This window comes from Actinomadura rugatobispora (assembly GCF_055379765.1).
Window position 1 is genome coordinate 2,970,437 of sequence record NZ_AP029191.1, and the last position, 26,668, is coordinate 2,997,104.

The following is a 26,668-nucleotide window of genomic DNA, read 5'->3' on the forward strand; positions in this document are numbered from 1 at the left end:
ACGGTCACCAACCCTCACGGAAAGTGATCACCTCACCTTCCGTCACTCCCTTCACCATAGCCGCCGAAACGGCCACACCTTGCACCGATTCCGGCCGGCCCACCGCGTCGCCGCGGATCGCATCGTTCACCCAGCGTGATCATTACGAGGGTGGCGGACGGGTCAGCGGGGCGGCGCGGCTCGTTCGAGATCGTCGAGAGTGCCGGACATCACGACCCGCAGATGCCGGGTCAGATGCTCGACCGGCCAGTCCCACCACGCGACCGCCAGCAGCCGCGCGACGTCCTTCTCGTCGTACCGGGTGCGGATGAGCCGGGCCGGGTTCCCGCCCACGACGCCGTAGTCGGGAACGTCGTCGACGACCACCGAACCGGACGCGACGATCGCGCCGTGTCCGACCCGCACCCCCGGCATCACCGTGACGTTGTTGCCGAACCACACGTCATGCCCGACCACCGTGTCCCCGCGTCCGGGCAGCCCGGTGATGAGGTCGAAGTGCTCGGCCCAGGCCCCGCCCATGATGGGGAACGGGAACGTCGAGGGGCCGTCCATCCGGTGGTTGGCGCCGTTCATGATGAACCGCACGCCGGTCGCGAACGCGCAGAACTTCCCGATGACGAGCCGCTCAGGCCCGTAGTGGTAGAGGACGTTCCGCGTCTCGAACGCGGTCGGCTCGTCCGGGTCGTCGTAGTACGAGTACTCCCCCACCTCGATCAGCGGCGACGTCACCAACGGCTTGAGCAGCACCACCCGAGGCTGGTCGGGAAACGGATGCAGCACGGTCGGATCAGCAGGCAACGACTCCATGACAGACAAGGCTAGCTAGTGCTCCAGCCGTGAATCGTGATCTCGCTCGCTCCCGTCGTCCCTGCCAAGCCCGCAGGAGCCAGTTCACTCGCGAATCACAGGTATGGGCTGAACTAATCCATATCTAGGCTGCTCAGGACGGCTTGTGCTTCGGTACGAACATTCTCGTCCTCGTGCCTGGTCCAACTCGCTATGGCGGAGCGGTGCAGCACAAGCTCTTGACGCAGCGTGATGACCCACTCGCGGTTCGGCCAGTCGCGATTCGGTCCCGGAATCGATCGGGAGCAGTCTGCGAAGCCTTCCAAAAGGTGCAAAAGCGACCAGGCCACTGACGTATCGGTCGTCGACCGTAGTGCCTCCAACAGAAACGGGAGGGCTGGAAGAGCGGCGGAGTCGATGAACACACCTTGGTGACACAGGCTCTCGTTCAGCCTGCGGGCCGCATGGGACGCCCTCTCGGGCTTGGTGTGGGCCAGCTCAATCAGGTGGCCCGGGACCTCATAGGCAGCGAGCACCGGTCCCGCCGCCGATTCGTATCGGCTCCAGTCGATGGCGATCACTCGCGTGGCGTAATCCATCACTGAGCGAGCATCTCATCCTGGCCGGATCCTGAAACGCGAGAGCGAGGACAGAAGATCAGATGGTGGCCGCAGACCACATCATCGTTCCGGCCCGCCGGCAGGACATGGTCGGGGTCCGCATGAGCCGCATCGCGCCGCGCTTCCGCCGAAGGGAACCGCGACGCCGGGCACAGGAGTTCGTGGCCGCCATCAAGCCCGGTCCCGCACCAGCCATGACCGGCGACAAGCCCCGACCCGGACATGAAGATCACGATCTGCGGCTGGACTACTGGTCCGGCCCTTGCTCGCGGATCCGCGCGGCCAACCGCCCTCGGGTGCGGCTGAGTCCCTCCGCGTCCACATCGGGCCGCCCGCTCAGTTCCCCCAGAAGCCGCTGGAGGACAAGCCTTTGCTGTCGGTCCTCGATACTGGGAAGGGCCCAGTCATCGACGAGTGTCAGGACCTCCGCGCCCGGCAGGACGGCGAGATCCTTCCCGAACCGCCCCAAGAGGATGTCGCCGTAGCGCCGTCCCTGCACGGAGGAAGAAATGAATGCGCGCTCGTAGGCCCGGACCATCCTTTCGGGGTCAGCGGGAGTACCCAAAAGCACGTCCAGCAGCTCGGCGACCGGAATCGCCGCCAGGTCACCCCGAGATATCGTGGTGAAGGCGTCGCCATCGACATGTCTGATGTACGGCGCCAGCATGACGAGCAGATCGACCGAATCCAGATCACCTTTGAATGCCACTTTAGCGATCACACCACTGTTGCTGAAGTATTCAATAAGCGCATCGTGATCACGCTCGTACAGAGTGTCGAAGTCCGGCCACAGGGCACTGAGGTGGACATAGTCGACTTCCTCCCTGTCTACTTGCAGCTCCCTGACGCCGTTGTGCGCAGGATAGCTCGCTCGCAGCACTTCGGTGAGCGAGTTCCATTCCTGGACCTCGTACTGCGAATACCAGAAGCGGCCGAATCCGTGCCATTTGTTGATTGCGGAGTTCGCGTCTTCGGTGGCGAAGAGGTCGGCGCCCCGGAGGGGGCGGCCTGCGACCAGGACGCTGAGGAGCAGCAGGTTGGCGCTGTAGACGGCGTAGCGGCGGGGCGCGACGGCGTGGGCGGGCCGGTAGGCGTCGTAGGCGCTGCTCGTGCGAGTCTCGAGGGAGCCCGCGAACATCTCGCAGAGGTGGCGTAGGAGTACGTCGCGTTTGTCGGTGGGGATGCGGCGCCGGATGCCGTGTTCCACGAACGCCGTCACGTTGGTGCGGGTCGTGAGGGCGGCGAAGGAGAGCAGGGCGTGCAGAAATGCGTCGTCGGGCCGGGTCGGGCGGTTGCGGGATTCGGCGAGGGCGAGTTCTTCGGCGAAGTCGGCCAGTTCGCGGCTGATGAGACGGGCGACGAGGTATTCGCCGAAGGTGGCGTGCAGGAACTCGTAGGTCTTGAGGCGTTCGTCGTCCCGGAGGGCCTGGGCGCGGTGCACGAAGAAGAAGCCGCCGATGACCTCCTCGGCAGCGGTCAGCGGGCGGCGGAAGCCCGCGGACTCCCGGGATGGCCGCGATGATGCGGGAACGAGCGTTCCCAGATCATCGTCCAGGTCTTCCTCAATGACCCACTGGCGGCCGCGGTTGAACATGGCGAATGCGGTCACCGACAGATTGAAGAGTTCCCGTTCGGCGGCGCGGGAGAGGTCGGGGCTGGAGATGCCCGGCTGGGATTTGAGGACCTCGCGTTCGGTGAAGGTGAAGAGGAGCCGTTCGTAGAGTTCGGTCTCGTTCAGGCGGTCGGCGAGGTCCAGGGCGTTGGCGTCGGCGTCGTAGAGGGCGAGCATCAACAGCAGCAGTGGTTGGCCCGCCAGGTCGGGGACGGCACGGACGTGCTCAGGTGAGAGGGGCTGGAGGTCGCGGCGCGCGAAGTAGCGCTGGTTGGCGGTGTTCCAGACCCTGATCCAGCCGTCGATCTGCTCGTCGTCGAATGGCTCCAGCCGCAGCACGGGTGTCTCCGGCGGCACCCGGGCCCGGTCTGCGACCGCGGTGCGGCTGGTGACGATGACCGCGAGGGGCCTGCCGCGTTCGGCCTGGCGGCGCTGGAACGCGACGATCCTCTCCAGGTAGTCGGTCTGGCTGACGCCGGTCGCCTGGAGCAGTTCGTCGAAGCCGTCCAGGATGACGACGGGGAGCGCGCCGCGGGCCTCGTGCACCAGGTCGGGCCAGGACATCGGCTCGTCGAGGGCGTCCCGGACGGCGTGCTCGATCTGGGCGAGCAGGTCGCTGTCAGCGGGGACGGTGCGGAGTTCGACGCGCAGCGGCAGGAAGTCGCCGGCCGGGAGCCGGGCGGCGAGCATCTTGGTGAGGACGGACTTGCCCGCGCCGGGCTGGCCGAGGACGAGCAGCGGCGCCCAGGTGGCCTGCGGCAGCGTGAGGTGGCCGAACAGGAACTCGTTGAGGTCGTCGCGGCGGGGCAGGTCGTTCCAGTCGGTCTCGTCCGCGGGGCTCCGGTCGCGGCCGGGCGGCAGGATCCGGTAGCCGGGGTTGAAGTAGGCGAGGCCGAGGCGGGGGATGGTCATGTCCGCGGGCACGTCGTCGGCGGAGATGATGGTGCGGTCGAGGGCGGCGCGGTTGTCCATGATGAGCGCGGCAAGGCGGTCGCGAGGGGTGCGCCCGGACGCGATGCGGGTGAGGTGTTCCTCCAGGCCGGACAGCCCTTCGCGGAGGTCATGGACGGCCTCGCGGGTGGCCTGGTGCTCGCTGAGGTCGATCCAGGCCCCGACCTCGGGGAAGTCGGCGACGAGCTGCCGGAAGTGCTCCTCGTAGCGGCGGCGGGCGAGCAAGGGGAGCGTCTCGCGCAGATCGAGAAGAAGGTGTTCGCGCTCGGTGTCGTCCCAGCGATCCCAGATCGCAAGCCCGCGAAGAAGCATGATCAGGTCGATGGAGAAACGCGCGTAGCGGTCGTCGAGTTCGGCGAGCAGGGTCTCGTGCGGCGACTGCGGGGACGGGAGGGGGAGGTCGGCGGCGATGAGCTGTTCCACCCAGTGGCCTACGGGGTCGCGGCCGACCATCAGTTCGCGGTCCTCGCGGGTGAGCGTGTTCGCGACGCGCAGGTTCAGTTCGCCGAGGGCCTCGAAGTAGGCGGTGACGACGATGACGCCGTGGGCTGCCGCCAGCCGGTCGGTGCGGTCGTATCTCCCCAGGCCCCTGGCCTTGTCGCGCAGGCTCCTGATCAGGGAGTCGGCGAGTTTGGACGCCTCCAGCCGGGCGTCCAGGAGGTCGAAGGCGCCCATGCCGAGCAGCGCTGCCGCGGACACCTTGTCGAGCAGGCCGGACAGCGCGCTCTCGCCGCCGAGCAGGATGACCGCCTGGCGGTAGTTGTACGTCCGGCGCACCAAGGCTCCAATCGCGAGGGGATTCCCGCGCGCGATGCTACGGAGCCTCGCGGCCGCGTACCGGGTCTTTCTACTCGTTCGGCCCGGTGCGGTCAGGACCGTCGTCGGGACCCGTCCCGGGGCCGCGCCGCTAGTTTCCGCTCAGACGAAACCGGGGCAGCGGGGCGTACCGCGGAATTCTGAGGTTCGGAATGGACGAGGCCTTGAGCGCTTCCGATGGCCGGCAGCGGAATCCGCTGTGGCGGCCGATGCTCGCCGTCGGCGTCCTCGGCGCGATGGCCCTCGGTGTCGCCGGGGTGTTCTTCGTGCGGGCCGGTCCGTTCGCCCCGGCGGCCGACCGGCCCGTGAAGGTCGTGGTGCGGAGCTATTTCCCGGCGCCGCTCTGGCGGGCTCCGACGGTGGAGGGGCCCCCGAAGAGGGTCTTCGAGTATCTGGACGCCCGGCCCGCCGCGATTCTCGATGTCAAGGACGTCGAATTCGGCGACCGCACCTTCCGAGCGTCCTGGTACGACGGGCTGGGCGGCGAATGGGGCTCCGTGGTCGGCAAGCGGAAGGCCGACTTCACGCGGCCGATCCCCATCGACCCGGACTTGATCGTCCCGACCGGAAAGATGACGTTCGTGTTCGGCACCTGGGACCCCGGCCGGAAGCGCTTCGCACGGATCTACGCGCGCACCGACATCCAGGTGGTGAACGTCCGATGACGGGGGCGCACGGGACGATCGAAACGCCCGTCCGGGTGCCGTCCGCGGGTGTTCTCGCGGTCGGGCACCGCCGGTTGCTCGGCGGGCTGGCCATCGCAGCCGTCCCGGTGCTCTACCTGCTGAGCGTCACGTGGTACCAGGCGGTCGTCTACGACGACGAACTGGCGTACACCTATGTGACCTGGTCGGTTCCGTTGCTCGGCGTGGGCGCGGCCGGCGTCGTGTCGCTGGTGGCGCTGACGCTCGTCCGGCCCGTCCGGTGGCGGCGCCGCGGGCAGGTGCTCGTCGCGGCCGTCCTCGCGGTGTTCCTGCCGGCGTGGTTCACGGTGCTGCACTGGGGACGCGGCGACGAGACCTGGGCCACCGCGCTCATCTGCGTCCCGACCACGCTGTTCTGCGTCGTCATGTGCCGCCGGGTGGAGCGGAGCCGGCGGCTGCCCTGGGCCCTGGTCGCGGTCGCGTTCGTGTGGGGGATGTGCGTCGCGATCGAATGCGCCCGGATGACGACGATGGTGGTGAGCGACGCGCTGACCGGCCTCGTGACGCCGGGCCGTCCCTTCGTGTTCGTCCAGGCCCTGGCCACCGGGCTGAACGAGGAGGCCGTCAAGGCGGCCGGGGTGCTGGCGGTCCTGTTCGTCTTCCGGCACCGCGTCAACGGCGCGCTCGGCGGGCTGGCGATCGGGTCCGTCGTGGGAGCGGGGTTCCAGTTCACCGAGTCGGCCGCCTACATGCTGGCGGATGAAACCGACGTGACGATCTACCAGTACTGGGTGCGGCAGTACGTCGCGCTTCTCTCCTCGCACACCGTTTACACCGGTATCGCGGGCGCGGCGCTCGGCCTGGCGTTCCAGCAGCGGGGGGTCTGGCGCACGGCGGTCTGCGCACTGAGCGGCTACGTCGCCGCGGTCGTGGCCCACGCGATATGGAACATCGCCGGATCGACCGGCCTCTTCTGGCAACCCGAAGGGGCGACGACGCTCGTGTACGTCGCGATGCCGTTGAACTCGCTGATCTACCACGGGCCCTACTTCGTGCTGCTCGCCGTGCTGGGCATCGCCGCGCTGCGGTTCGAGGTGCGCGGGCTGATGGCCGAACTGCGGAACGAGGCCCGCACCGGCCTGGGCGCGATCCTGCCGGACGAGGTGGACGTACTCGCCCGCGCCAGCGCGCGCTTCCGCACGAGGTGGCGCCTGTACCGGCGGCGCGACTACGCCCGCTACCGCCACGTCCGAAGGCTCCACGCGGCACAGATCGACCTGGCCTTCGCGCGCTGGCACCGCGCACGCGGCGACTTCGGCGTGGACCGTGACCTCGAAGACCGGCTGCGTCACCGCGTCCACCGAATCAGGCGGAACGAACCCCTGGCCCGCCTCGATCCGGGACAGGACGCGTGGCGGCCCGAGCCGTCGTCCGGGCCGGAACCCGAGGCCGAGGCGACGCCCTCGGGATCCGCCGTCGGCGAGGGGCACCTGTCATGACGACGACGCCGATCCTCATCGTCCTCGCCGCGCCGGAACGCGACTGCGGCAGCGACATCAACGACATCGCCGCGTGCACGGGCACGGTGCCGCTCGTGGGCATCGCGCTGCTGGGCGCGGGGGTGCTGGTGACGTTCGTGCTGCTCCCGGTCGTGATGCTCACCACCTCGGTCATTCCCTTCCTGGGTTCGTGGTTCGAGCGGGTCGCGCTCGGGCTCGGGCCGGCGACCGCCGTCCCGGAGACTGCCGCCGGGCCGCCGCAGAGCGCGCCGTCGGACGTCCCGGCGCCCGGGGAGCTTCCGCCGTCGGACGCGCCGCAACCCGGCGTGCCCACCGAGCCCCAGATCGCGCCCGACGGGGTCCCGCCGCCCGGCGTCCCGGCGACCCCCGGTTCCCGGCCGGGGGTGGACGCCCCCGCCGATGCCCCCGCCGACGCGCCCGCCGACGCGCCCGCGGAGCACGGGCCGAACGTGGTGGACGAGACGCAGGGCAACGACGTGCCCGAACGGTTCGACGAAGGCTTCGAGCCGGACGACGAGCCGTTCCTCGACCCCGCCGCTCTGACCCCGGAGCAGAACGCCGCACGCGACCTGCTCGCCCAGCTGTCCCTGTACGCCGGGAACGTCAAGCCCCGCGCGGACATCGTCGCGGACTTCCTCGCGACCCTCCCGGAGGATCCCGGACCCGATCGTGTCGCCGTCGCGCGGAGGCTCGCCGACCTGGCGGCGGGCGCCGTCCAGGACCTCCCCGCCGTGGTGGAGAGGCTGATCCGCAAGGTCCTCGCCAACGGCGAGATCGCCCTGGACGAGGTGGGCAAGGCCGGGCTCATCGACAAGGCGACCCGTGCGATGACGGCCGTGAACGCTCTGGTGATCGAGCACAACAGGGTCAAGGACGCGACCGAGCAGTCGAGCGACCCGCGCGAGATCGCGGCAGCGGGGAAGAAACTGGCCGCGGCGGCGAAGCAGGCGCAGAGCAAGCTGAACGATTTCGTGGCGAACGCGTTCAGCCGGCTCGGTGACGCGGCACTGCGCGACGCCCGCGCCAAGGGCCGCATCGACGTCGCGCGGCACACGGTCTACGGAAACCAGGACCTCGGCTTTCTCGTGCTCGTCTCGGTCGTCACCGAGTGGTTCCTCAGGCGCTCGCGGATCAGGGAGATCCGGGAGCAGTGGAGAAAGGACGAGCGCCCCGGAAACGGCGGCGACGACCCGAAGGACGATGACGATGACGGCGGGCCCCGGAAGAAGGGCAAGGATCGGTGACCAGGTTCGAGGCCGTGCGCGTCCTGTTCCCGGACTCGCCTCTCCCGCCCGAATGGGGGTGGCCCCGGAAGGCGCTGCTCGCGTGCGCGGTCGCGTTGACGATCGCGCTGCTCACGGCGGCGGCGGTCGTGATGTTCGAGAAGCCCGCCGCGGGGGCGTCACCCGACCCGGTGACGAGCGCCGAACGCTTTCTCCGCCACGTCGGGCACCGGCAGTATCAGGACGCCTGCACGATGGCCGTCGACTTCGACCATCCGGATCGTCCGCTCGAAAGACCCTCGCCGGACTACACGACGTGCATGGGGAACCTGATCTGGCTCGGCAGCGCGCATTGGTCGCGCACCGACCTGCGGAACGCGAGAGGCGCCATGGTTCGCCGCGTGCGGAACGACGGCGACGGATTCGTGACGGTGGGCGTGGAGGACGTCCACCCGAAGCTGCCGCCGATCGGGGGCGCGAACGGAAAAGGCCCCGTGGCGCACGACATTCTCCTCGGGCTCCAGCGGACCGGCGGCCGGTGGTACGTGATCTGGCCGCCGCCGTGACGGAACCGGACGGGAACGTCCCGGTCAGCGTCCGCGCAGTGAGCCGGTCACCGGTTTCTTGGTGACGGCATAGCACGTCGCCGTCGTCTCTCCTTCCGCCCATTCCTCGGGCAGGGGAGACAGCCCGCTCGGGCGCACGCCTGACCTGCCGCGGCCCACGTGGGCGTCGACCGCCTTCTTGCAGTGGTCGAGGGCGCGCGAGGTCATTTCCTCGAGGTCCGGCGGCTGGTCGGTGGGGCGCCCGAGCACGAGCACGCCCGGGACGGCCTCGCTCCGATGCGGCCGGTCGCACGGGACGATACGCGGCGGGCCGTCGTCCAGAGGCTCGCCGACCAGGCATTTCTGGAAGGACCCGAGACCACCCGCGAGCGCCCCGGCGAGACTGCCCGTCCGGCGGCGCGGACGGCCGTCCGGCCCCTCCTCGGACACCAGGCAGGCGAACCAGCGGGCGCCGTCCTTGCCGCGCGAGGGTCCGGCCGTCGCGGCCTGCAGTCGGCTGGCGTTCGCGTCCGGGCTTTTCAGATAGGTCGGCAGGGCGGCGTGGCAGGCGCGGCGCATCTCCGTCCGGACATAGTCGCCGACGACCCTGTCCGGGAGGCGCTGCGCGAGCATCACCTCGTAGTCGTGCGGACGGGAACAGTCGCCCCACCCCTTCGCGCCCGCCTGCGGATCGAAGCATTCGCCGGCCTGGAACGGCGCCCCAGGCGCGGCGGATGACATGGCGGTCGCCGGAGTCGTGGCCGGTTTCGCGGACGCGCCGCTCGCCGTCGGGCCGTCGGCGCCTCCGGACGAGCAGCCCCCGGCCAACGCCATGACCAGAGCCGTCGCCGTGACGTGGTGAACCGCCGCGGGCCTGCCGGGCGCCCGGCGCCCGAATGCCTGGCGCGCCTGCCGAATCGTCATGCGCCGGACTCTGTCATCGTCCGTCCGGGACGGGTCCCCGGACGGACGACATCGGGGCGGTCTCCTTCTTCACCTACGCGTCGTCGGGTTCGCGGTCGGTGAGGAGTTGGGCGCGGGTGCCGGCGAAGAAGGCCACGAGGATGTCCACGCACTCCTCCAGGTCGGGGTAGCGGCCGTCCAGGTGGCCCAGGGCCATGGACTCGGTGAGGGCGGTGACGCCGTCGGCGACCATTTCCAGGCTGCGGCGCTGGCGGTCGGTGGCGGCGGGGAGGCCGGCGGCGACCAGGTCTTCGACGAGGCGGGCGCGGGTTTCGGCGGCGCGGGCACGGGCGGCCTCGCCCAGCGGGGAGTTGCGGTCGAGGCGGGTCCGGACGCTGAGGCGGAAGAACTCCGGGTGGCCGCACATCGCCTCCAGCGGGACCCGGAACGCCTCGCGGAGCCGTTCGGCGCTGTGCGGTTCCGCGGTGGAGCGTCGGCGGGCCTCCCGGACGACCGGGCCGACCCGGCGGCCGGCCTCCTCGGCGAGCGCCTCCAGCAGGTCGTGCATGTTGCGGAAGTGCACGTAGAAGGTGGACTGGGCGATGCCGGCGTTGCGGCAGACGCTGCCGGTCGACAGGCCCGCCTCGCCCTCGGTGTCGAGGATGCGCAGCGCGGAGGCGAGCAGCCGGCGCCGGGTGAGGTCCTTGGCCTCGCGCCGGCTCAGCGACACATCAGGCATCGGGCCTCCCGGAGCCTTCGCCGATAGGTCTGGCGGTGAAGCGTTCCATCGTGTGCAGCATATCGATGATCTTTCGTCAAGCGTTGCTTTTCATTTGACCGATAGTACTATCGGTGAATCTCGTGACCTGGATCACTGTCCGGTGCTGAGGAGGGTCCGCACGTGGCACACACGATGGACGGGCGAGGACGCCGGCGTCCCGTCCTGGCACTGGTGGCGGGTGCGGCGCTGGCCGCGGCGGCGTGCTCGGGCGGGGGGACGGCCCCGGCCTCGGGCCCCGGTCCCGAGGGCAGTCCGGTCCCGGGCGGGCGGCTGGTCTACGGGCTGGGCGCCGACGCCAACGGCTTCAACCCGACCAAGGACTCCTTCGCCGCCCAGACCTACGCCATGGGCGGGACGATCATCGAGTCGCTGGCCACCGTCGACGCCTCCGGCGCCTGGCGGCCGCACCTGGCCGAGTCGATCACGCCCGCGGAGAACGGCGCCCAGTGGACGATCAAGATCCGCGAGGGGATCGCGTTCTCCACCGGCGAGCCGCTGACCGCCGAGGTCGTCAAGGCCAACCTGGACGCGCAGAAGGCGTCCCCGCTGACCGCCGCCGTCCTGGCCCCGGTGCGCGGCATCGAGGTCCTGGACGGCGGCACCGTGCAGGTGCATCTCAGCCAGCCGTGGGGCAGCTTCCCCTACGTCCTCGTCGACCAGGTCGGGATGATCATTCCGAGGACGGCGCTGGCGAACCCGGCGGAGGCCAGCCGGCGGCCGGTCGGCACGGGGCCGTTCGTGTTCCAGAGCCACACGCCCGACAACCGCTTCGTCGTGCGGAAGAACCCCAAGTACTGGCGCAAGGGCCTGCCCTATCTCGACCAGATCGAGTTCCGGATCCTGCCCGACTTCCAGACCCGGGCGCAGACGCTGGAGTCGGGCGGGCTGACGGCGATGGCGACGCAGCGCGACAACGACATCGTCAAGTTCGGGAAGCTCGCCCAGCAGGGCCGGTACCGGATGTACCAGGCGACCGGGATGTCGGTGCCCGAGCTGGCGTTCATGCTCAACACCGCCGCCGCCCCGCTGGACGATCTGCGCGTCCGCAGGGCGCTGGCGCACGCCACCGACCGGCAGGCGTTCGTCAAGACGCTGCGGTCCGGGCTGACCAAGCCCGCCGACGGCCCCTGGTCGCCCGATTCCAGGTGGTACGTCCCCGGCGGCTACCCCGCGTTCGATCTGAACCGGGCGAAGGCGCTGGTGGCCGAGTACGAGAAGGAGAAGGGCCCGGTCCGGTTCGAGCTGCTGAGCGTGCCCGACCAGTCGTCGATGCAGAACGCCGAACTCGTCCAGGACATGTGGGGCAAGGCGGGTGTGGAGGTCACGATCCGGCAGGCCGAGCAGGCCGACCTCATCCAGCGGGCCCTCACCGGCAACTACGGCGCGGTCGTCTGGACGCAGTTCACCGGCGCCGATCCCGACCGCGAGTACTCCTGGCTGCACTCCCGCTTCGTCCAGCCGTCCGGCGGGCTGTCGATCAACATGAGCCGGATCAGGGACGCGCAGCTGAGCGCGGCGCTGGACTCCGGTCGGCGCAGCTCCGACGAGGCCGCGCGCAAGCAGGCGTACGCCACCGTGCAGCGGCGGCTGCGCGAGCAGCTCCCGTTCATCTGGGTCGACCACCTCACCACCAGCGCCGTCATCACCAAGGCGAACGTGAAGGGCCTCGGGCGTTCCACGTTGCCGGACGGCTCGGTCGGGAAGGCGCTCACCGGCTCGGCCACGCACAAGTTCGACCAGATCTGGATCGGCGGGTAGGCGCGGATGGCCTGGGTGGTGCTGCGGCGGGGCGCGCAACTGGTGTTCGTGCTGCTCGCGGTGACCGTGCTCGCGTTCTGGATGATCACGCTGCTGCCCGGCGACCCCGCGATGCAGATCCTGGGGTACGGCGGGGACGAGGCGGCGCTGGAGCGGGTGCGCCGCGAGCTGGGCCTGGACGACCCGTTCTGGAGCCGGTACGCCGCCTGGCTGGCGGGCGCGGTGACCGGCGACCTGGGCACCTCGTACATCACCAGCGTCCCGGTGGGCGAGTCGCTGGCGCAACGGATGCCGGTGACGCTGGAGCTGCTGCTGCTCTCCCAGGTCATCTCGCTGGGGCTGGCGGTGCCCGCCGGGCTGGCCGCCGCGCGCCGTCCGGGCGGGCCGCTGGACCGGCTGCTGAGCACGGCGGCCTTCGGGCTGCTGTCCACGCCGGTGTTCGTGTCCGGGGTGGTGCTGATCATGCTGTTCGCGGTGCGGTGGCCGCTGCTGCCCGCGACCGGGCACACCCCGTTCGGGGTGTCGCCGGGCGGGAACCTGCGGTCGATGCTGCTGCCCGCGGTGACGCTCGCCGCCGGGCAGCTGGCGGTGTACGCGCGGGTGCTGCGCTCGGACCTGGTCGCGACGCTGCGGGAGGACTACATCACGCTGGCCCGCGCCCGGGGCCTGTCACCGCGCCGGATCCTGTGGCGGCACGCGCTGCGCCCCTCGGCGATCTCGCTGGTCACCGTGGTCGGGCTGAACCTGGGGGCGCTGATCGGAGGCGCGGTCATCATCGAGACGCTGTTCGGGCTGCCGGGCGTGGGGCGGCTCATCGTGGAGGGCATCCTGTCCCGCGACTACCTGGTCGTGCAGGGCGGGGTGCTGGTGGTCGCCGTCGGCTACGTGCTGGTCAACTTCGCCATCGACGTGGTGTACGGCGTCCTGGACCCGAGGATCCGCCATGCGTCCTGACCGGGGGAGGTTCGGCTGGGGGTTCCGGCTGGCGGCGCTGTGGCTGGTGCTCGTGGCGGGCGCGGCCCTGGCCGCCGACCTGCTGCCCCTGCCGCACTACGACGCCACGCTCGCCGGGGAGCCGAACGCGGGGCCGAGCCCGTCCCACCCGTTCGGCACCGACGCGCTCGGCCGCGACATGCTCAGCCGTGTCGTGCACGGCGCCCGCGTCTCGCTGGGCGTCGGACTGGGCGCGGTCGCGCTCGGGCTGCTCATCGGCGGCCCGCTGGGGCTGCTCGCCGGGTACCGGCGCGGGCTGGCCGACCGGGTCATCATGACCGCCAACGACATCCTGCTGGCCTTCCCCGCGCTGGTGTTCGCGCTGGCGGTGGTGGCGTTCGCCGGGGCCGGGGTGCGGAACGTGCTGATCGTCCTGGGGCTGCTCGGGGCGCCCGCCTGGGTGCGGCTGATCCGCGGCGCCACCCTCACCTTCGCCCAGCGCGAGTTCGTGACCGCGGCACGCGCGCTCGGCGCCCGCGGCGGGACGGTGATGCGGCGCGAGATCGCCCCGAACGTGGCGCCGCCCGCCGCCTCGTACGCGTTCGTCATCATGGCCGTGGTCGTGGTGGCCGAGGGCAGCCTGGCGTTCCTGGGCCTGTCGGTGCGGCCGCCGACGCCCACGTGGGGCGGGATGATCAACGAGGGGCGGAGCACGCTGGACACGAGCGCGCACGTCGTGCTGGTGCCGTCCGTGGTGATGTTCCTGACCGTGCTGGCGTTCAACCTGGTCGGCGACCGGCTCCAGGAGGTCACCGGCCATCGGCGGAGCGGCCTGGAGCCGGTCCGGGCCGGGCGCCGGCCCGCGCGGTCCGCGCTGCGGGACGCGCCGGTGCAGGACGATCCCGTGCGGGACGGGCCGCCGCCGCTCCTGGAGGCGGTGGACGTGCGCACCGCCTTCCCCACGCCGCGCGGCCTGGTGCGGGCGGTCGACGGGGTGTCGTTCACCCTCGAACGCGGCCGGACGCTCGCGATCGTCGGCGAGTCCGGCAGTGGCAAGTCGATGCTCATCCGCTCCGTCCTGGGGCTGCTCCCGGACGCGGGCGTCGAGCGCTCCGGACGCGTCCGCCTGGCGGGCCGGGACCTGGACGGCGCCGACCCCGAGGAGATGCGGACCGTCCTCGGCACCCGCATGGCGACCGTGTTCCAGGACCCGATGACCGCGCTCAACCCCGTGCGCTCCATCGGCGCCCAGGTCACCGAGCCGCTCCGCGTCCACCTCGGGATGGGACGCGGGGAGGCGCGGGCCAGGGCCGAGGAACTGCTCGCCTCGGTCGGCATCCCGGAGCCGCGCCGTGTCCTGCGCGGCCACCCGCACCAGCTGTCGGGCGGGATGCGGCAGCGGATCACCATCGCGATGGCGCTGTCGTGCGACCCGGAGGTGCTGTTCGCCGACGAGCCCACCACCGCGCTGGACGTCACCGTGCAGAAGCAGATCATGGCGCTGCTGCACCGGCAGCGCGACGAGCGGGACATGGCGATGGTCCTGGTCAGCCATGACCTGGCCGTGGTCGCCGACCGCGCCGACGACGTGATCGTCATGTACGCGGGCCGGGTGGTCGAGCGCGGCCCGGCCGCCGCCGTCCTCGGCGCGCCCCGGATGCGCTACACCGAGGCGCTGCTGCGCGCCGCACCCGACCTGGCCGCGCCCGCTCACACCCGGCTGGAGGTCATCGACGGACGGCCGCCCGATCTGGCCGCGCCGCCGTCCGGGTGCCGGTTCCATCCGCGCTGCCCGTTCGCCCGGGACCGCTGCGCGGCCGAGGAGCCGCCCCTGGCCTCGGACGGCACGACCGGCCGCGCCTACGCCTGCTGGTACCCGGCGGACGAACCGCGCACAGCCCAGATGGAAGGGAGCGTCCCGCATGGCGGGTAGCGGCACCGCGCATCTGCGCGACGGCGACGAGGTCCTGCGCGTGGAGGATCTGACGGTGCGGTTCCCGGCGGGACGGCGCCGCACCGTGCACGCGGTCTCAGGCATCAGCTTCGACGTGGCGCGCGGGGAGACGCTGGGGATCGTCGGCGAGTCCGGCTGCGGGAAGTCCTCGGCGGCCCGCGCCGTCATGCAGATGCCTCGCCCCGTCGCGGGGTCGGTGCGGCTGAACGGCCTGGAGCTGACCGGCCTGCGCGGTGAGGCGTTGCGCCGCACCCGCCGCCGGCTCCAGATGATCTTCCAGGATCCGATCTCCTCGCTGAACCCGCGCCGCAGCGTCCGCGACATCGTCGCCGAGGGCCCCCGCGTCTGGGGCTCGCGGGACGGCGTCGACGAGGTCCTCGAAGCGGTCGGCCTCGACCCCGCCACCGCCGCCGGGCGCCGTCCCCACGAGTTCTCCGGCGGCCAGTGCCAGCGCATCAGCATCGCCCGCGCCCTGGCCCTGGAACCCGAGGTCCTCATCTGCGACGAGCCGGTGTCGGCGCTGGACGTGTCCGTCCAGGCGCAGATCCTCAACCTGCTGGAGGACCTCAAGGCCCGCTTCGGCCTCACGCTCGTCTTCATCGCCCACGACCTGGCCGTCATCAAGAACGTCAGCGACCGCGTCCTGGTCATGTACCTGGGCAAGACGTGCGAGCTGGCCCCCGGCGAGACCCTCGTCGAACGGCCCGCGCACCCGTACACGCGGGCGCTGCTCTCCTCCGTCCCGCGCGGCCCGCTCCGGCTCACCGCCGAGGAGGAGGAGCGGGCGGGCGGGGAGCCGCCCTCGCCCGTCGACCCGCCGAGCGGCTGCCGCTTCCGCACCCGCTGCCCCCGCGCCGACGCCCGCTGCGCCGCTGAGGAACCCGCCATGCGCCCGCTGGCCCCGGGCCACTGGATCGCCTGCCACCACCCCGCCGTCCCGCCGGTCGCCTAACGGTCGGAAGCGGGGCGTCATGCGGTCGCCCGCGGTGGTTCCGCACCGTGCCGCCTTAGCGTGAAAGGTGATCGGCGGAAGAAGGCGGCCATGAGCGATCACCATTCCGAACCCGCCCTGCGCGCAGCGCGGGCCTCGTCATTGCGCCGGGAACTCAGAATGCTCTGCCGGGGAAGGGGCGTGTACGCCTCCGATCTCACGGCACGCCTGGGGCCATTGCTGAAAGAGCATCTGGGAAATGCCCGCGGCGACCACGGATCGCGGGCCCGGCTCATCGCGATGCTGACCCCGCAGATCGAGGCCCTGCCCCAGGATCTGGCCCTGGTCGCCCGGGTGGCGCTCGGGCTGCACGAGGGGACGCGGCAGCGCTTCCTGCGCGACCGGCTGGACTGGCTCGCCGGGCGGATGGCCAGGGACGCCAGGACGGTCCGGCGGCGGCTGGACGAGTCCCTCGACCTGCTCGCCGAGACCATCGAGCACGGCCCCGCGACCGCGCCGCCCCCGCACGGCGCCCCCCGGACGGGTGCGCGGCCCCGCTGCCTGAGCGGCGCCGCCCACCGGCCGCCCCGGCGCCACTGAGGCATTCCACCCGCACGCCTTTCCTTTAATTTTCACCATTCTCCTCGGACCATTCCATGACCCGAGAAAGATGCCTGGAATATTCGGTGGCGGGTCGATCAGAACAGGAAACTGAGATCACCAGAGCACAGAAAGGCTTGTCCGATGAGCCGCACCACCGACGACGACCCCCCGGACGACCTGGAGGCCCTCCGCCGCAGAGCCGCCGACGCAGCCGCCTCGGGCCGGGACGACGAGCGCGTCCGGGCCCTGGCCGACCTGGCGGGGGCCCTGTGGAGGAGCTCCCCCGACGACGACCTCCAGGCCCGCCGCCCCTACCTCGACGAGGCCATCGAGGCGCTGGCGACCGCCCGCCAGGTGCAGGCGACCACGGACCCGGCCCCCGGCGCCGCGTGGAGCGCGGAGGTCACCTTCCGTCTCGCCGCCCTGCTGACCCTGCGCAACATGGCGGACGGCGATCCCACCGAGCAGAACACGATCCTCGCCCTGCTGCGCGAGGTCGTCTCCGGCGAGGCCCTCCCGGCCGACCGCGCCGAGACCGCACGCCTGCTGCTCGGCATCGTGCTCGTCCAGGGCATCCTCCTCCCGTTCCGGGCCGCCGGCCCCGCCGACCTGCTGAAGATCGCCATGCACGTGGTGGCCACCGGGCCCCAGGACTTCCAGGAGGCGGTCGAGCTTCTCGGCCGCGTCGAGGAGGAACGGCTCCCGGAGAACATCAAGCCCCTGCCCCTCCTGCTGAAGCTGCTGCTCATGTACTGCCGGGCATTGTCGGAGGGCCGCGCCGGCCGCATCAACCTCTTCCAGATCGCGACCTTGATGAAGACCGCCCGGTCCTTCTTCGACGAGCTGTCCGGCGGGCGGGACGCTCCCCCGATGCTCAGGCGCATGGCGGACGACATGCGCGCCGGCGCCGGCGAGGCGATCGAAGTCCTGGAGGAGGCGCGGGAGACGCCGTCGGCGAGCGCTCGGTCCTGATCCTGCACGAGCCGGGGATCGCGTACCTCGTCCACGGCCACCGGAACGCGCCGTCCGACGAGGGGCCTGTCCAGTTGCTGTCCTTGTTCTCGCCTTACCCGGCGGGGCGCGGCGGAGCATCGTCGGACGCATCGAGATCCGATGCACGCCGATGCACGAGGAGGACGCCATGCGACTCGGCCCGCCCGACGGGGAGAGCGAAGAGCCACGCGACAACGGCTGATGGCCTGGGGCGCGGCGGGGGTCACTGGGGCGCCCCCGCCGCGCCCCTTTCCGGGGCGGGGCGGCCCCCGGTCGCCGCCTGGGCGGATCGTGGGCGTGCCCTCGGCGGCGGGCAGGAACGCGCTCACCATGAAGGGCATGACCGACCTACTTCGCAGGATCGGCCGCGATCTGCGCGACCGGCGCCATGTCGAGGCCTACGTGGTGGCGTTCACCGCGCTCGTCATCGCCGCCGTGTCCCCGCTGACGGACCTGATCGGCGACGATCTGCGCTGGACGGTGTCGATCACCGGGATCGGGCTGCTGGTCTACCGGATCACCATCCCGGACGACCGCGCGGCCGTCCCCGGGCAGCCGTTCGACGACCGCACCGCCTTCGAGCAGGACTCCCTCGAAGCGCTGCTCCGCCGCACCAAGGAGCTGTGGCTGTTCGCCCCCTCGGGTGCGCACGTGCTGACCGCGGCGCGCTGCGACACCCTCAGGCGGCACGTGCTCGGCAGGGCCGACGGGATCGTGCGGGTCGTCGTCCTGGACCCCGAGCACACCGAGGCGATCGCGCTGGCCACGTGCCAGCTCACCGACTCGGTGGACTTCCCCGGGCAGCGCTTCCCCCGCTCCCTGGCCGCCAGCCTGGAACGGCTGAGGACGATGGGCCGCTGGAGCTGCCCCGGCCGGTTCGCCTACCGGCTGCTCCCCTACAACCCCGGGTTCAGCCTCATCGCGCTGGACCCGTCCTCGCCCGACGGGAAGGTGATCGTGGAGTTCCACGGCGCCCGCAACGAGTCCAGCCACGGCCGCATGCACATCACCCTCGGACCGCGCGACGGCGGCCGCTGGTACGGGTACTGGCTCGGCCAGTTCGAGCACATCTGGCGCACCTCGCGCGACCCCTGACCGCGGTCACTGCGACACGCGCGGGTCGCCCCAGGCCAGGTCGGGCAGCAGGTTCGACCGGCCGCCCGCCGCGCGGGCCCCGGCCATCGCCGGGTCGTCGGTCGTGCCGGGACGGAACGCCTCCAGCCGCAGCCGCAGCACCCCGGTGACATCGATCGAGATCTTCTTCGGGTGGCCGGTCGACACCTTCGTGCCGGGCTGGTGGCGCCCGTCCAGCGTGACCTGGAACAGCCCGACCTGCTCCTCCTCGGCCCGGTCGTTGACCCCGATCATGGCCTCGAACTTCTTGTACCTGCCGCCGAGGTAGTAGACCTCGACGCCCTTGCCGTCGTCGTTGCAGAACAGGCTGCACTCGTGCCGCAGGCTGCGCGGGTAGTCGACGCCGCCCATGGTGACCGGCTCGGGGTCGACGTCGCTGCTGTCGTCGACCGGCTCCATGTCGACGAGCCAGTCCGCGACGGGGGTGGGCGAGGGCGTGGCGGTGGCCGTGGGCGGCGGCACGGAGGGCGGGGTCGCCGGGGTCGCCGGGGTGGCCGGAGCCGGCGTGGCCGGGGTGGCCGGGTCCCGGCCGAGCAGCCAGACGGGCCCCTTGTCCCTGGGGAACAGCCATGCGCCCAGGGTCACCAGCACCGCCAAGGCCGTCAGCACCAGCATCAGATCGATCCTCCGGCGGCGGCGCCTGTCGCGCCGGCTCGCGCTCCCCTGCTCGTCCTTGTCAAAGGAGACCATCGACTTACCTCGTTCTTTCGCTGCGACCGTCCGGGCGCGAGAGGGCATGGCGGGCCGCGGTCAAGGGATTCCGGCCGCCCGGCATGCTGAAGAGGCTGGTGAGCACGGCTCACCCGCGAAATGTACGGATCAACGGATCCGTGATCCGTCCCGCCCCGATCCACGTCAGAGATCTGTCTCGGAGGCCCTGACCACGCATCCTCCGATACCCGAAATTATGACACAAGAAGGATAGCGGGCACTACATTTTCGACCCATTCGAACAATTCCAAGATCCGACCCGAAAAACGGAATTCTCCACATATTCCATGAATGCCATGGAATTCATGGAGCGGCGTCAGTCGGGCGCGACGATCACCCGGTAGGGGCTCAGGAGGGTGTTCAGGAGGTCGATCCCCGCGGGCTTGCCGAGCGGCTCCGGTGCGCCCACGGGTCTCAGCGGCGCGGCGCCGTCCCCGCAGCGGTCGCCGAAGAAGATCAGAGTGCGGTGCGGGAAGTCCCGGCTCGACTCCCAGATGATCCCCTGGGCGTCGACGCGCTGCTCCCGCAGCCAGTGCCCCCAGTACCGGGTCTGCGGATACTCGGAGGAGTGGATGAGCCAGCGGTCCTGCGCGACCGCGGCGAGGTCGACGGCGCTGAGCAGCGAGATGAGCCGGAGGTCGGCGAGGGTCTCGACCTCGGACAGCATGAGGTCCTGCACCGCGGCCCGCGGGAGGATGTGGAAGCCGCGCTGATCGCGGTGGACGTCCCGCAGGAGGGTCTCGGCCAGCGCGGTCGTCTTGCTGGTGCCCGCGTAGTAGTAGGGGTACGGGTGCTCTTCGGTCGCGTCGAAGCGCCCGCCTCCGAAGTGGGAGTGGACCCGGCGCGTGTTGAAGCCGGTGGCGGTGCGGCGCACGCTGTGGCAGCGGTAGAGGCGTGTGCCCGCCCTCAGCACGTGGACGTTGGGCGTCCCGTCGTAGTCGGCGGGCGGCTCCTGGGCGACCATCAGCCGGCGTCCTCGATGACGGCGGCCGCGGCGGCCAGGATGTACTCGTCCGGGACCTGCCCCAGGAGCCGGAACGGCGCCTCGTCGAGGCGGGCGTTGAGGTCGAGCCACCAGCTCGCCACGCCCCACGGGTCGCCGCCCGCTCCGAGCATCGCGTTGACCCGCAGCACCACGGGACGCGGCGCCCCGTCGTCCCCGAACTGGAAGGCGGGCAGGAGCGGGACGCCCGCCGGGTCCGGCAGCTTGATCAGGTCCGCGGCGGCGGGGTCCTGGCCGCGCTCGCGCACCTCCCGTTCCGTCAGCGTGGGGTTCCGCAGGAGCCGGGCCTTCACCTCGCGCAGCACGGCCTCCACGTCGAAGCGCCCGGTGCCGGACGTGGACTCGGCCAGTTCGGCGAAGAGGACGTCGAGGTCCGCCCACAGTTCTTCGTCCCCGGCCAGGGCGGTGGCCCGCATCATGGGGTCGCCCTGGGCGAGCGCCCGCCGCACCGGATGGCCCGCAGGCAGCACCTCGCCGAGGAGCATCATGAGTTCGAGGACCACGTCGAGCCGGTCGTCGGGGTCGGCGTCGCGGTACCGGCCGATCAGCTCCAGCACGCGGGCCCGCGCCGCGCCGTCCAGCCTGCCTGCGACGTCCGGCCAGTGGTCGCGGAGCGCGCGCAGCGCCTCTCCGAAGGGTGTCGGTGACGGCACCGTCCTCCTACCTTCCCCGCCCCTGCAGGGCGAACGAGCCCCAGGAGGCGATGTCGGCGAGTCCTTCGTCCGAGACCCGGTCGGTGAGCAGCGCCGACATCGGGGACGGCGGCCGCCGCCGGGGGTCGAGCATCCACAGCTGCGCGAGCCGCAGCGCGTCGGCCGGCGCGCGGCCCTCGCGCAGGTGGTGGTGATACATGAACGCCAGCAGCGCGGCGCGGCTGTCGCGCACGGCCCAGCGGGCGCCGAGCACGGTCACCGCGCCGCCGGCCACGAACGCGGTGGCGGGGGTCAGCGCCTCGTCGTGGTCGACCTCGGTGTGGTCGGAGGAGCAGGCGCAGAGGATGACCATGCCGCCGCCCGCCCCGGTCCCGCTCCGCCGCGCCTGGCGCAGGACGTCGGAGACTTCGAGCCGCTCGCCGCCGGCCAGTTCGAGGTAGGAGCGGGCGGCGGGACGCATCGCCAGGGCGTGGCAACCGAACTGGATCAGGGACGCGGGCGCCCGCTCCGGGCGCTCGGCGGCGGCGCCGGGCAGCCACCGCAGAACCTCCTCCGCCGTACCCGCGCCCTCGGCCGAACCGCGGGGGCGTCCGTACCGGAGCGACCCGGGGTAGTAGTGGCGCCGGAGGTCCTTGACCACGCTCGCGTTCCAGAAGAACTCGCCCGACGGGTTCGCGACGAAGACCGGGTTCCGATACGGGTCCACGGCCTCGCGGCCGGCCACGTCGATCAGCTGGCGGCCGGAGGCGCCGTAGGTGACGACCAGGTCGTGCAGGACGCGCCGGGAGCCGTCCGGGGCGAGCGCGGCGGCGTGCCAGGGCACCAGGCCCAGGACCCCGCAGGGCACCAGCGTGAGCCGCGGCTCCCGCTGCGCCAGGCTCCAGGAGAGGGCGTGCTCGACCAGCGGCCGGACCGCCTCCCCGGCCCAGTCGCACAGGCTCTCCAGCGCGGCGTCGCGTCTGGCGTTCGCCGGGCCGTCGTTGGGGTCGTCCGGGTCAAGGGCCGCTTCCGCCTCGACGAACTCCGCGAGCGGGCCGTCGCCCGAGGCGTCCAGGCGGGGCAGCTCGACCGACGACACCGTTCCGTTCGCGCGCACCACGAGCGCCCGCCCGGCCGTGCCGCCGGAGTCGCGGAGCAGGTAGGCGAGGGCGTCGGACCCCAGAGCCCGCACCGCCTGGGCGATGGCGACCGCCGACGGGGCCGTGCGCAGCCGTCCCGGCAACGTCTCCAGAGTCCGGGCGCGCAGATCGTCCGGCGGCTCCATGCCCAGGATCTCGCCGAACAGCTGCGTGGACGGGCCGTCCGCCGCCCGGAGGCCCGTGACCCCGCCGTCCCAGGGCGCCGCCGGAGACTTCGACTGCTCGGCCCGCCACCGCGCGGCGAGATCGGTCTCGCCCAGGCCGTCGAGGACCTCGGGCAGGTCCCGGCTCTCGGTCGCGGCGTGCAGGACGAGCCCGCGGCCGAGTTCGAGCGCGGCCACCGCGTCCTCGTGCCGCCCCTCGCCCAGGCACCAGCCGGCCATGGCCTGCGAGAGCTCCGCCGCGCCCCGGGCCACGGTCAGGGCCCCTTCAGAGGTGGTCTGGAGCAGGACGTCGTCGGCGTGGGCGCGCAGCGCCTCCATGCCGGCCTCGATCGCCCGGTCCGTGTCGGCCATGTCGCGGTAGAGCAGGGCCAGTCGTTGCAGGCACGCGGTCCTGGACGGATCGCCGGGACGGTCCGCCGACAACTCCCGTGAGCGTTCCAGGCGCGCGATGCCCGCGCCGAGATCCTGGGCGGCGCGCTCGTCGCCCTGGACGCGCCTCCGGTCGTACCGCAGCAGGAGCACGGTGCCCAGCGCCCACTGGAGGCGGGCGCCCGGGAGCTCGCTGCGGCGCGTGAGCCGGTCGTCCAGCGACAGTTCGAGGAGTTGGACGCCCCGGTCGAGCCGCGCGTCCGCGTCGGGGCCGTCGCCGGAGAGAACGGCCAGTGCCGCCAGCGCGCACCCGCCCCTGGCCAGCAGCCCGGACAGGTCGGCGGCGGGCGTGTCGACGACCTCGGCTCCGGCGAGCGGGGCCGCGGCGGTCTCCGCCTCCTCGGCCAGGATGCCGAGCCCCTCGCCGATCTCCTCCGGCGTGCCGCCGTTCAGCCGGGCGTGGACGATGAGGGTGACGCCCAGCGACGTGCGCACACGGGGGTGCCACGGATGGTCGGCGGGGATCAGCTCGGCGAGCGAACGCAGTTCCCCGCGCGCCGCGTCCAGTTCTCCGGCGTCGCCGGTCCGCCAGCCGTGCACCGCGCGGGCGTAGGTCCCCATGCCGAGCACGGCGGCCTCGGTCGTGGGGTCGAGCACCTCGCCGTTCGCCCGCGACTCCTTGAGGGCGCGCGTGATGATGTCGAAGTAGACGCCCGCCGCCGCCGAGTCCTGCAGCCCGCCCTCGCGGCCGTGCCGGTCGAAGAGCAGGCCCCCGAGCAGGCCGACGACGCTCGCCATGAGGGGGTCGTCGGGCGGGATCCGCTCCGCGGCCCGCCGCAGGTGCCCGATCGCGGCGGCCTCGTCGTCGCGGCTGCGGTCGCGCAGGGCGCGCAGGGCCATCGCCATGCCGGCGAGGAACCGGTCCCTGCCCTCGTCCCGGGGGTCGTCGCCTGGACGCTCCAGAACCCGTCCGCTCAGCCGGACCAGCTCGTCGATCCGGCCGTGGTCGAAGGTGTGCGCGGTGTGGGACACCGTCACCCCGGCCAGGGTGCGCAGGAGTTCGTCGTAGACGAGGTGGTCGTGCAGCAGGTGGTCGTCGTGCTCCAGTTTCTCCAGGGCGCCGGAGATGTGCTCCCACGCCGTCCCGAAGTCGGCGAACCGGCCGGTCAGGTAGGCGCGCCGTGCCAGCGTCTCGCCGAAGGCACCCGTCAGGTAGTCGCCGAGGGGGTGTCCGGCGAGCCCCTCGCGGGCCTGGCCGAGCGCGTCGAGCGCCGTCTCCAACCGCGCCGGGTCGGCCGCGCCGGGCGCGTTCCCTGCGGCGGTCAGGCCGACAAGCGCCCGCATGAGGTCGGGCAGTTTCAGCCCTTCGCCGGTCGTGAACGCCTTCCCGGTGGGCAGCCCGGCCGTCATCGCCTCCGACATGAGGCCGAGGGCGCGCTCCATGTCGGTGCCGCCGCCGTTCGACATCCCCCTGAAGATGAGGGCCGTCCCGAGCAGCCCCCTGGCGAGGGTGTGCATCTCCTCCGAGAGGAGGGCGTCCTCGGACGCGTTCGTCAGGTGGCAGATGCCCTCGTCGAGATCCGAGGCCGAGTCTGCGCCGGGCGGGCTCCAGCTGGTGAACAGGCGCATCGCCAGCTCGAAGGTGGGCGTCCCGGAGCGCAGCAGGCCCTCCGGCAGGACGCGGACGACGAGCAGCACCCCCAGGAGCAGCCGCACCAGCGCGTCCCGCTCGATGCGGGCGTCCGGGCCGGGACCCACGACGGCGCGGAGCCGCTCGACCGCCGTGTCGAGATCCGCCGGACCACCCCCGCGATCCAGATAGCGGATCAAGGCCGCCCGGGCCTCCCGCCAGGCCGGCCCGCCGACTTCGGCGGCGCCATCGGACTCCCCCATCGCGTCCCCCGTCATTCCCGCCCGCGCTCCCGCGGCCAGGGAAAGGCCGCCGGCCCGGATCGCCAGCATGCCCGGACGACTTTAGACAAACCAGATACGCACCATCAAGAATTCCAATAAAGACATGTCCCCGATGGAATACGAGATTCCATAAATCAAGATCGATGAGTGGAATCGAATGGTGCGTCCTCCCGGAGCCGGGACAGCAGGCGCTCGGCCTCCACCACCTGGCGGCTGCCCGGCGGGAAATAGCCGGCCTTGAGCCGGTGGGACTCCTCCGCCCAGCGCAGCGCCTCGGACGGCTCGCCCGCCCCGGCCTCGGCACGGGCCAGCAGCGACTCCGCCCAGCCCGGCTCCAGCGGCACCCGCGCCCACCGCGCCTTGGAGTGCACGTGCCGGATCTCCGGCACCGCCTCGGCCGCCCGCCCGAGCAGCACCAGCGCGTGGGCGTGCACCAGCTGCGCCCGCAGCGTCGAGATGTCGGCGACGCCGAACCTGATCCGCCGCCCGTCGGCCAGGGACCCGGCGATCTCCGCCGCCTCCCCCGCGAGCTCGGCCCGGCGGGCGGGGCCGGGGGCGCGCTCGGCCGCCCGTACCAGCGTCTGCGCCAGGACCGACCGGACGATCCAGGTGAACGGGTGCTGCTCGCCGTAATTGGCGATGCGGTGCGCGACCTCGTCCCTGAGCATGCGCAGCGCCTCGTCCAGGTCACCGTCCGCGTCCCGGTCGCGGACGGCCAGGGCCAGGTTCGCGTGCATCACCCGGGTCCGGTAGTGGTCCACGCCCAGGGCCTCGCGGCGCTGCTCCCACTGGCGGCGGTAGGACTCGACCCCCGCCTCCAGGTCCTCGCTCCGCCCGCGCCGCCTGCGGTAGCGCGCCCGGAAGGCACGGGCGGACATCAGCGTGGGATCGTCGGACGGCAGCGCCGCGGACGCGCGCCACCACAGGGCCTCCCACACCTCCACCGACTCGGTGAGCGGGCGCGCGCGGCTCTTCATCTCCTCCAGCCCGCACTCCACGAGCAGCGCGATCCGGTTGGACGCGCCAAGGAGCTCTGCGGCCCGGGCCAGCAGCCGCTCCAGATCCCTGAGGTCCCCGGACGTCTCCGCCCTGTGCATCGCGACCTCGTACCGTGCCGCCAGGTCCGCCTCGGCGTCGGCCAGCGCCGTCGGTCCGGTCATGATTCGTCCTTGTCCATGCGCCGGTACAGGTCGCCCACGATCGGGCCCAGCCTCGTGGCCACGCGCTCGCGCTCGTCCGGGCCGAGGTGCGGCCACATGTACTCGATCTCGCCCAGCGACTCCCTGGCGTTGCGCACCAGCTCGTCGGCGTAGTCCGAGTGCCCGATCGCCAGGAGCCGCATCAGGTCGTCGTGCACGGCGTTCAGCACCGCCTGCGCCGAGGCGCCCTCGAAGCCCGCCGCCACCCGCACGACCTCCGCCAGGAAGACCCTGGCGTCGGCGGACGAGGCGCGCCCGCCGGAGATGACGCACAGGTCCTGCACCGCCGTCGGCGGCGGCAGGTGCCCGGCCGACCGCGCCAGCCGCGGGTTGCGCGCCGTCCAGTCGGCCAGGACGCGCACCAGCGTCTCGGCGGCGAACCTCCGGGACGGCGCCGCCCCGTCCTCCAGCGCGGCCAGCCAGCCGTCGCGGTGCGGCCGGTGGCTCCACACCTTCGTCTCGGCGAGCACGTGGCGGACGGCGTCGCGCACGGCGAACGTCGAGCCCATCTCGGCGGCCAGCAGCGACGCCAGCGACTGCTGGGCGTTCGGGCCGAAGGTGGCGTACAGCGTGCCCTCGCCCTGGTGGCCGGTCCGGCGCTTCAGCTCGTCGCGCCCGATCCGGACCGCGGCGAAGTCGGTGCCGCCGTCCATCTCGGCCAGGTGCCGGACGACCGCCCGGCAGAACTGCGGACGCGGCTTGGGCCGTTCACCGTCCGGCGGGGCGTTGAGGGACCGCGTCCCGAACGCCGACTCCGTCCACAATGACGTGGGCGTCCGCCGCAATTCTGTCAACAGATCGAGCATCGG

General features: G+C 72.1%; 23 protein-coding genes. 11 read left to right on the forward strand and 12 right to left on the reverse strand.

Annotation, left to right across the window (positions count from 1 at the left end):
- Window positions 1-4: 4 nt before the first annotated feature.
- The 4 genes from ACZ466_RS12280 to ACZ466_RS12295 form a co-directional block, all read right to left on the reverse strand.
- Window positions 5-130 (reverse strand): hypothetical protein, encoded by a 126-nt coding sequence (locus ACZ466_RS12280; protein WP_378279908.1) that lies wholly within the window; start codon window positions 128-130, stop codon window positions 5-7.
- A gap of 32 nt (window positions 131-162) precedes the next feature.
- Window positions 163-807, reverse strand: a complete 645-nt coding sequence (locus ACZ466_RS12285) for a CatB-related O-acetyltransferase (protein WP_378279910.1) — start codon at window positions 805-807, stop codon at window positions 163-165.
- Between the two features lie 113 nt (window positions 808-920).
- Complete coding sequence (locus ACZ466_RS12290; protein WP_378279912.1) at window positions 921-1,367, reverse strand: hypothetical protein; 447 nt, start codon at window positions 1,365-1,367, stop codon at window positions 921-923.
- Between the two features lie 286 nt (window positions 1,368-1,653).
- Window positions 1,654-4,746, reverse strand: coding sequence for an NACHT domain-containing protein (locus ACZ466_RS12295; RefSeq protein WP_378279914.1), 3,093 nt, complete (start codon window positions 4,744-4,746; stop codon window positions 1,654-1,656).
- Window positions 4,747-4,949: 203 nt separating this feature from the next.
- Between ACZ466_RS12295 and ACZ466_RS12300 the strand changes: the two genes are divergently transcribed.
- From ACZ466_RS12300 to ACZ466_RS12315, 4 genes are read left to right on the forward strand one after another with little or no spacing between them, the layout of a single operon-like run.
- On the forward strand, window positions 4,950-5,450 hold the full coding sequence (locus ACZ466_RS12300) for a hypothetical protein (protein ID WP_378279916.1): 501 nt from the start codon (window positions 4,950-4,952) through the stop codon (window positions 5,448-5,450).
- Window positions 5,447-6,928: a PrsW family intramembrane metalloprotease gene (locus ACZ466_RS12305; RefSeq protein WP_378279918.1), complete on the forward strand. Its 1,482-nt coding sequence runs from the start codon at window positions 5,447-5,449 to the stop codon at window positions 6,926-6,928. Before ACZ466_RS12300 ends, ACZ466_RS12305 begins: the two co-directional genes overlap by 4 nt.
- Window positions 6,925-8,193 carry a hypothetical protein gene (locus tag ACZ466_RS12310; protein ID WP_378279920.1) on the forward strand — a complete coding sequence of 423 codons (1,269 nt, stop codon included), beginning with the start codon at window positions 6,925-6,927 and terminating at the stop codon, window positions 8,191-8,193. The genes ACZ466_RS12305 and ACZ466_RS12310 overlap by 4 nt, the downstream gene beginning before the upstream one ends.
- A complete protein-coding gene (locus ACZ466_RS12315) occupies window positions 8,190-8,738 on the forward strand; it encodes a hypothetical protein (protein ID WP_378279922.1) in 549 nt (182 codons plus the stop codon). The genes ACZ466_RS12310 and ACZ466_RS12315 overlap by 4 nt, the downstream gene beginning before the upstream one ends.
- Window positions 8,739-8,762: 24 nt before the next feature.
- Here the strand turns inward: ACZ466_RS12315 and ACZ466_RS12320 are convergent, their stop codons facing one another.
- Both ACZ466_RS12320 and ACZ466_RS12325 read right to left on the reverse strand, forming a co-directional pair.
- The gene (locus tag ACZ466_RS12320; protein WP_378279924.1) at window positions 8,763-9,641 is read right to left on the reverse strand and encodes a septum formation family protein; all 879 of its coding nucleotides are present in this window, start codon (window positions 9,639-9,641) and stop codon (window positions 8,763-8,765) included.
- A 73-nt stretch (window positions 9,642-9,714) separates the two neighbouring features.
- Window positions 9,715-10,359, reverse strand: a complete 645-nt coding sequence (locus ACZ466_RS12325; protein WP_378279925.1) for a TetR/AcrR family transcriptional regulator — start codon at window positions 10,357-10,359, stop codon at window positions 9,715-9,717.
- Between the two features lie 162 nt (window positions 10,360-10,521).
- On the opposite strand from ACZ466_RS12325, the gene ACZ466_RS12330 reads away from it, so the two are divergent.
- The 7 genes from ACZ466_RS12330 to ACZ466_RS12360 all read left to right on the forward strand — a co-directional run bounded on the left by ACZ466_RS12330 (window position 10,522) and on the right by ACZ466_RS12360 (window position 18,668).
- A complete protein-coding gene (locus ACZ466_RS12330) occupies window positions 10,522-12,159 on the forward strand; it encodes an ABC transporter substrate-binding protein (RefSeq protein WP_378279927.1) in 1,638 nt (545 codons plus the stop codon).
- A gap of 6 nt (window positions 12,160-12,165) precedes the next feature.
- Window positions 12,166-13,113, forward strand: coding sequence for an ABC transporter permease (locus tag ACZ466_RS12335; RefSeq protein WP_378279929.1), 948 nt, complete (start codon window positions 12,166-12,168; stop codon window positions 13,111-13,113).
- Window positions 13,103-15,025, forward strand: a complete 1,923-nt coding sequence (locus tag ACZ466_RS12340; protein ID WP_378279931.1) for a dipeptide/oligopeptide/nickel ABC transporter permease/ATP-binding protein — start codon at window positions 13,103-13,105, stop codon at window positions 15,023-15,025. The genes ACZ466_RS12335 and ACZ466_RS12340 overlap by 11 nt, the downstream gene beginning before the upstream one ends.
- Window positions 15,015-15,998, forward strand: coding sequence for an ABC transporter ATP-binding protein (locus ACZ466_RS12345; protein WP_378279932.1), 984 nt, complete (start codon window positions 15,015-15,017; stop codon window positions 15,996-15,998). Before ACZ466_RS12340 ends, ACZ466_RS12345 begins: the two co-directional genes overlap by 11 nt.
- 90 nt (window positions 15,999-16,088) lie before the next feature.
- Entirely contained in the window at window positions 16,089-16,577 is a 489-nt protein-coding gene (locus ACZ466_RS12350; RefSeq protein ID WP_378279934.1) for a hypothetical protein, read from the forward strand.
- A 144-nt stretch (window positions 16,578-16,721) separates the two neighbouring features.
- Window positions 16,722-17,552, forward strand: a complete 831-nt coding sequence (locus tag ACZ466_RS12355) for a hypothetical protein (protein WP_378279936.1) — start codon at window positions 16,722-16,724, stop codon at window positions 17,550-17,552.
- 360 nt (window positions 17,553-17,912) lie between these two features.
- Complete coding sequence (locus tag ACZ466_RS12360) at window positions 17,913-18,668, forward strand: hypothetical protein (RefSeq protein ID WP_378279938.1); 756 nt, start codon at window positions 17,913-17,915, stop codon at window positions 18,666-18,668.
- Between the two features lie 6 nt (window positions 18,669-18,674).
- Here the strand turns inward: ACZ466_RS12360 and ACZ466_RS12365 are convergent, their stop codons facing one another.
- The 6 genes from ACZ466_RS12365 to ACZ466_RS12390 form a co-directional block, all read right to left on the reverse strand.
- Window positions 18,675-19,397, reverse strand: coding sequence for an NPCBM/NEW2 domain-containing protein (locus tag ACZ466_RS12365; protein WP_378279939.1), 723 nt, complete (start codon window positions 19,395-19,397; stop codon window positions 18,675-18,677).
- Between the two features lie 337 nt (window positions 19,398-19,734).
- Window positions 19,735-20,382, reverse strand: coding sequence for an RES family NAD+ phosphorylase (locus ACZ466_RS12370; RefSeq protein WP_378279941.1), 648 nt, complete (start codon window positions 20,380-20,382; stop codon window positions 19,735-19,737).
- Complete coding sequence (locus ACZ466_RS12375; RefSeq protein ID WP_378279943.1) at window positions 20,382-21,074, reverse strand: hypothetical protein; 693 nt, start codon at window positions 21,072-21,074, stop codon at window positions 20,382-20,384. Before ACZ466_RS12375 ends, ACZ466_RS12370 begins: the two co-directional genes overlap by 1 nt.
- A gap of 7 nt (window positions 21,075-21,081) precedes the next feature.
- On the reverse strand, window positions 21,082-24,708 hold the full coding sequence (locus ACZ466_RS12380; protein WP_378279944.1) for a CHAT domain-containing protein: 3,627 nt from the start codon (window positions 24,706-24,708) through the stop codon (window positions 21,082-21,084).
- 86 nt (window positions 24,709-24,794) lie between these two features.
- Entirely contained in the window at window positions 24,795-25,820 is a 1,026-nt protein-coding gene (locus ACZ466_RS12385) for a hypothetical protein (protein WP_378279946.1), read from the reverse strand.
- Window positions 25,817-26,653, reverse strand: a complete 837-nt coding sequence (locus ACZ466_RS12390) for a hypothetical protein (protein ID WP_464043487.1) — start codon at window positions 26,651-26,653, stop codon at window positions 25,817-25,819. The genes ACZ466_RS12385 and ACZ466_RS12390 overlap by 4 nt, the downstream gene beginning before the upstream one ends.
- Window positions 26,654-26,668 lie beyond the last annotated feature (15 nt).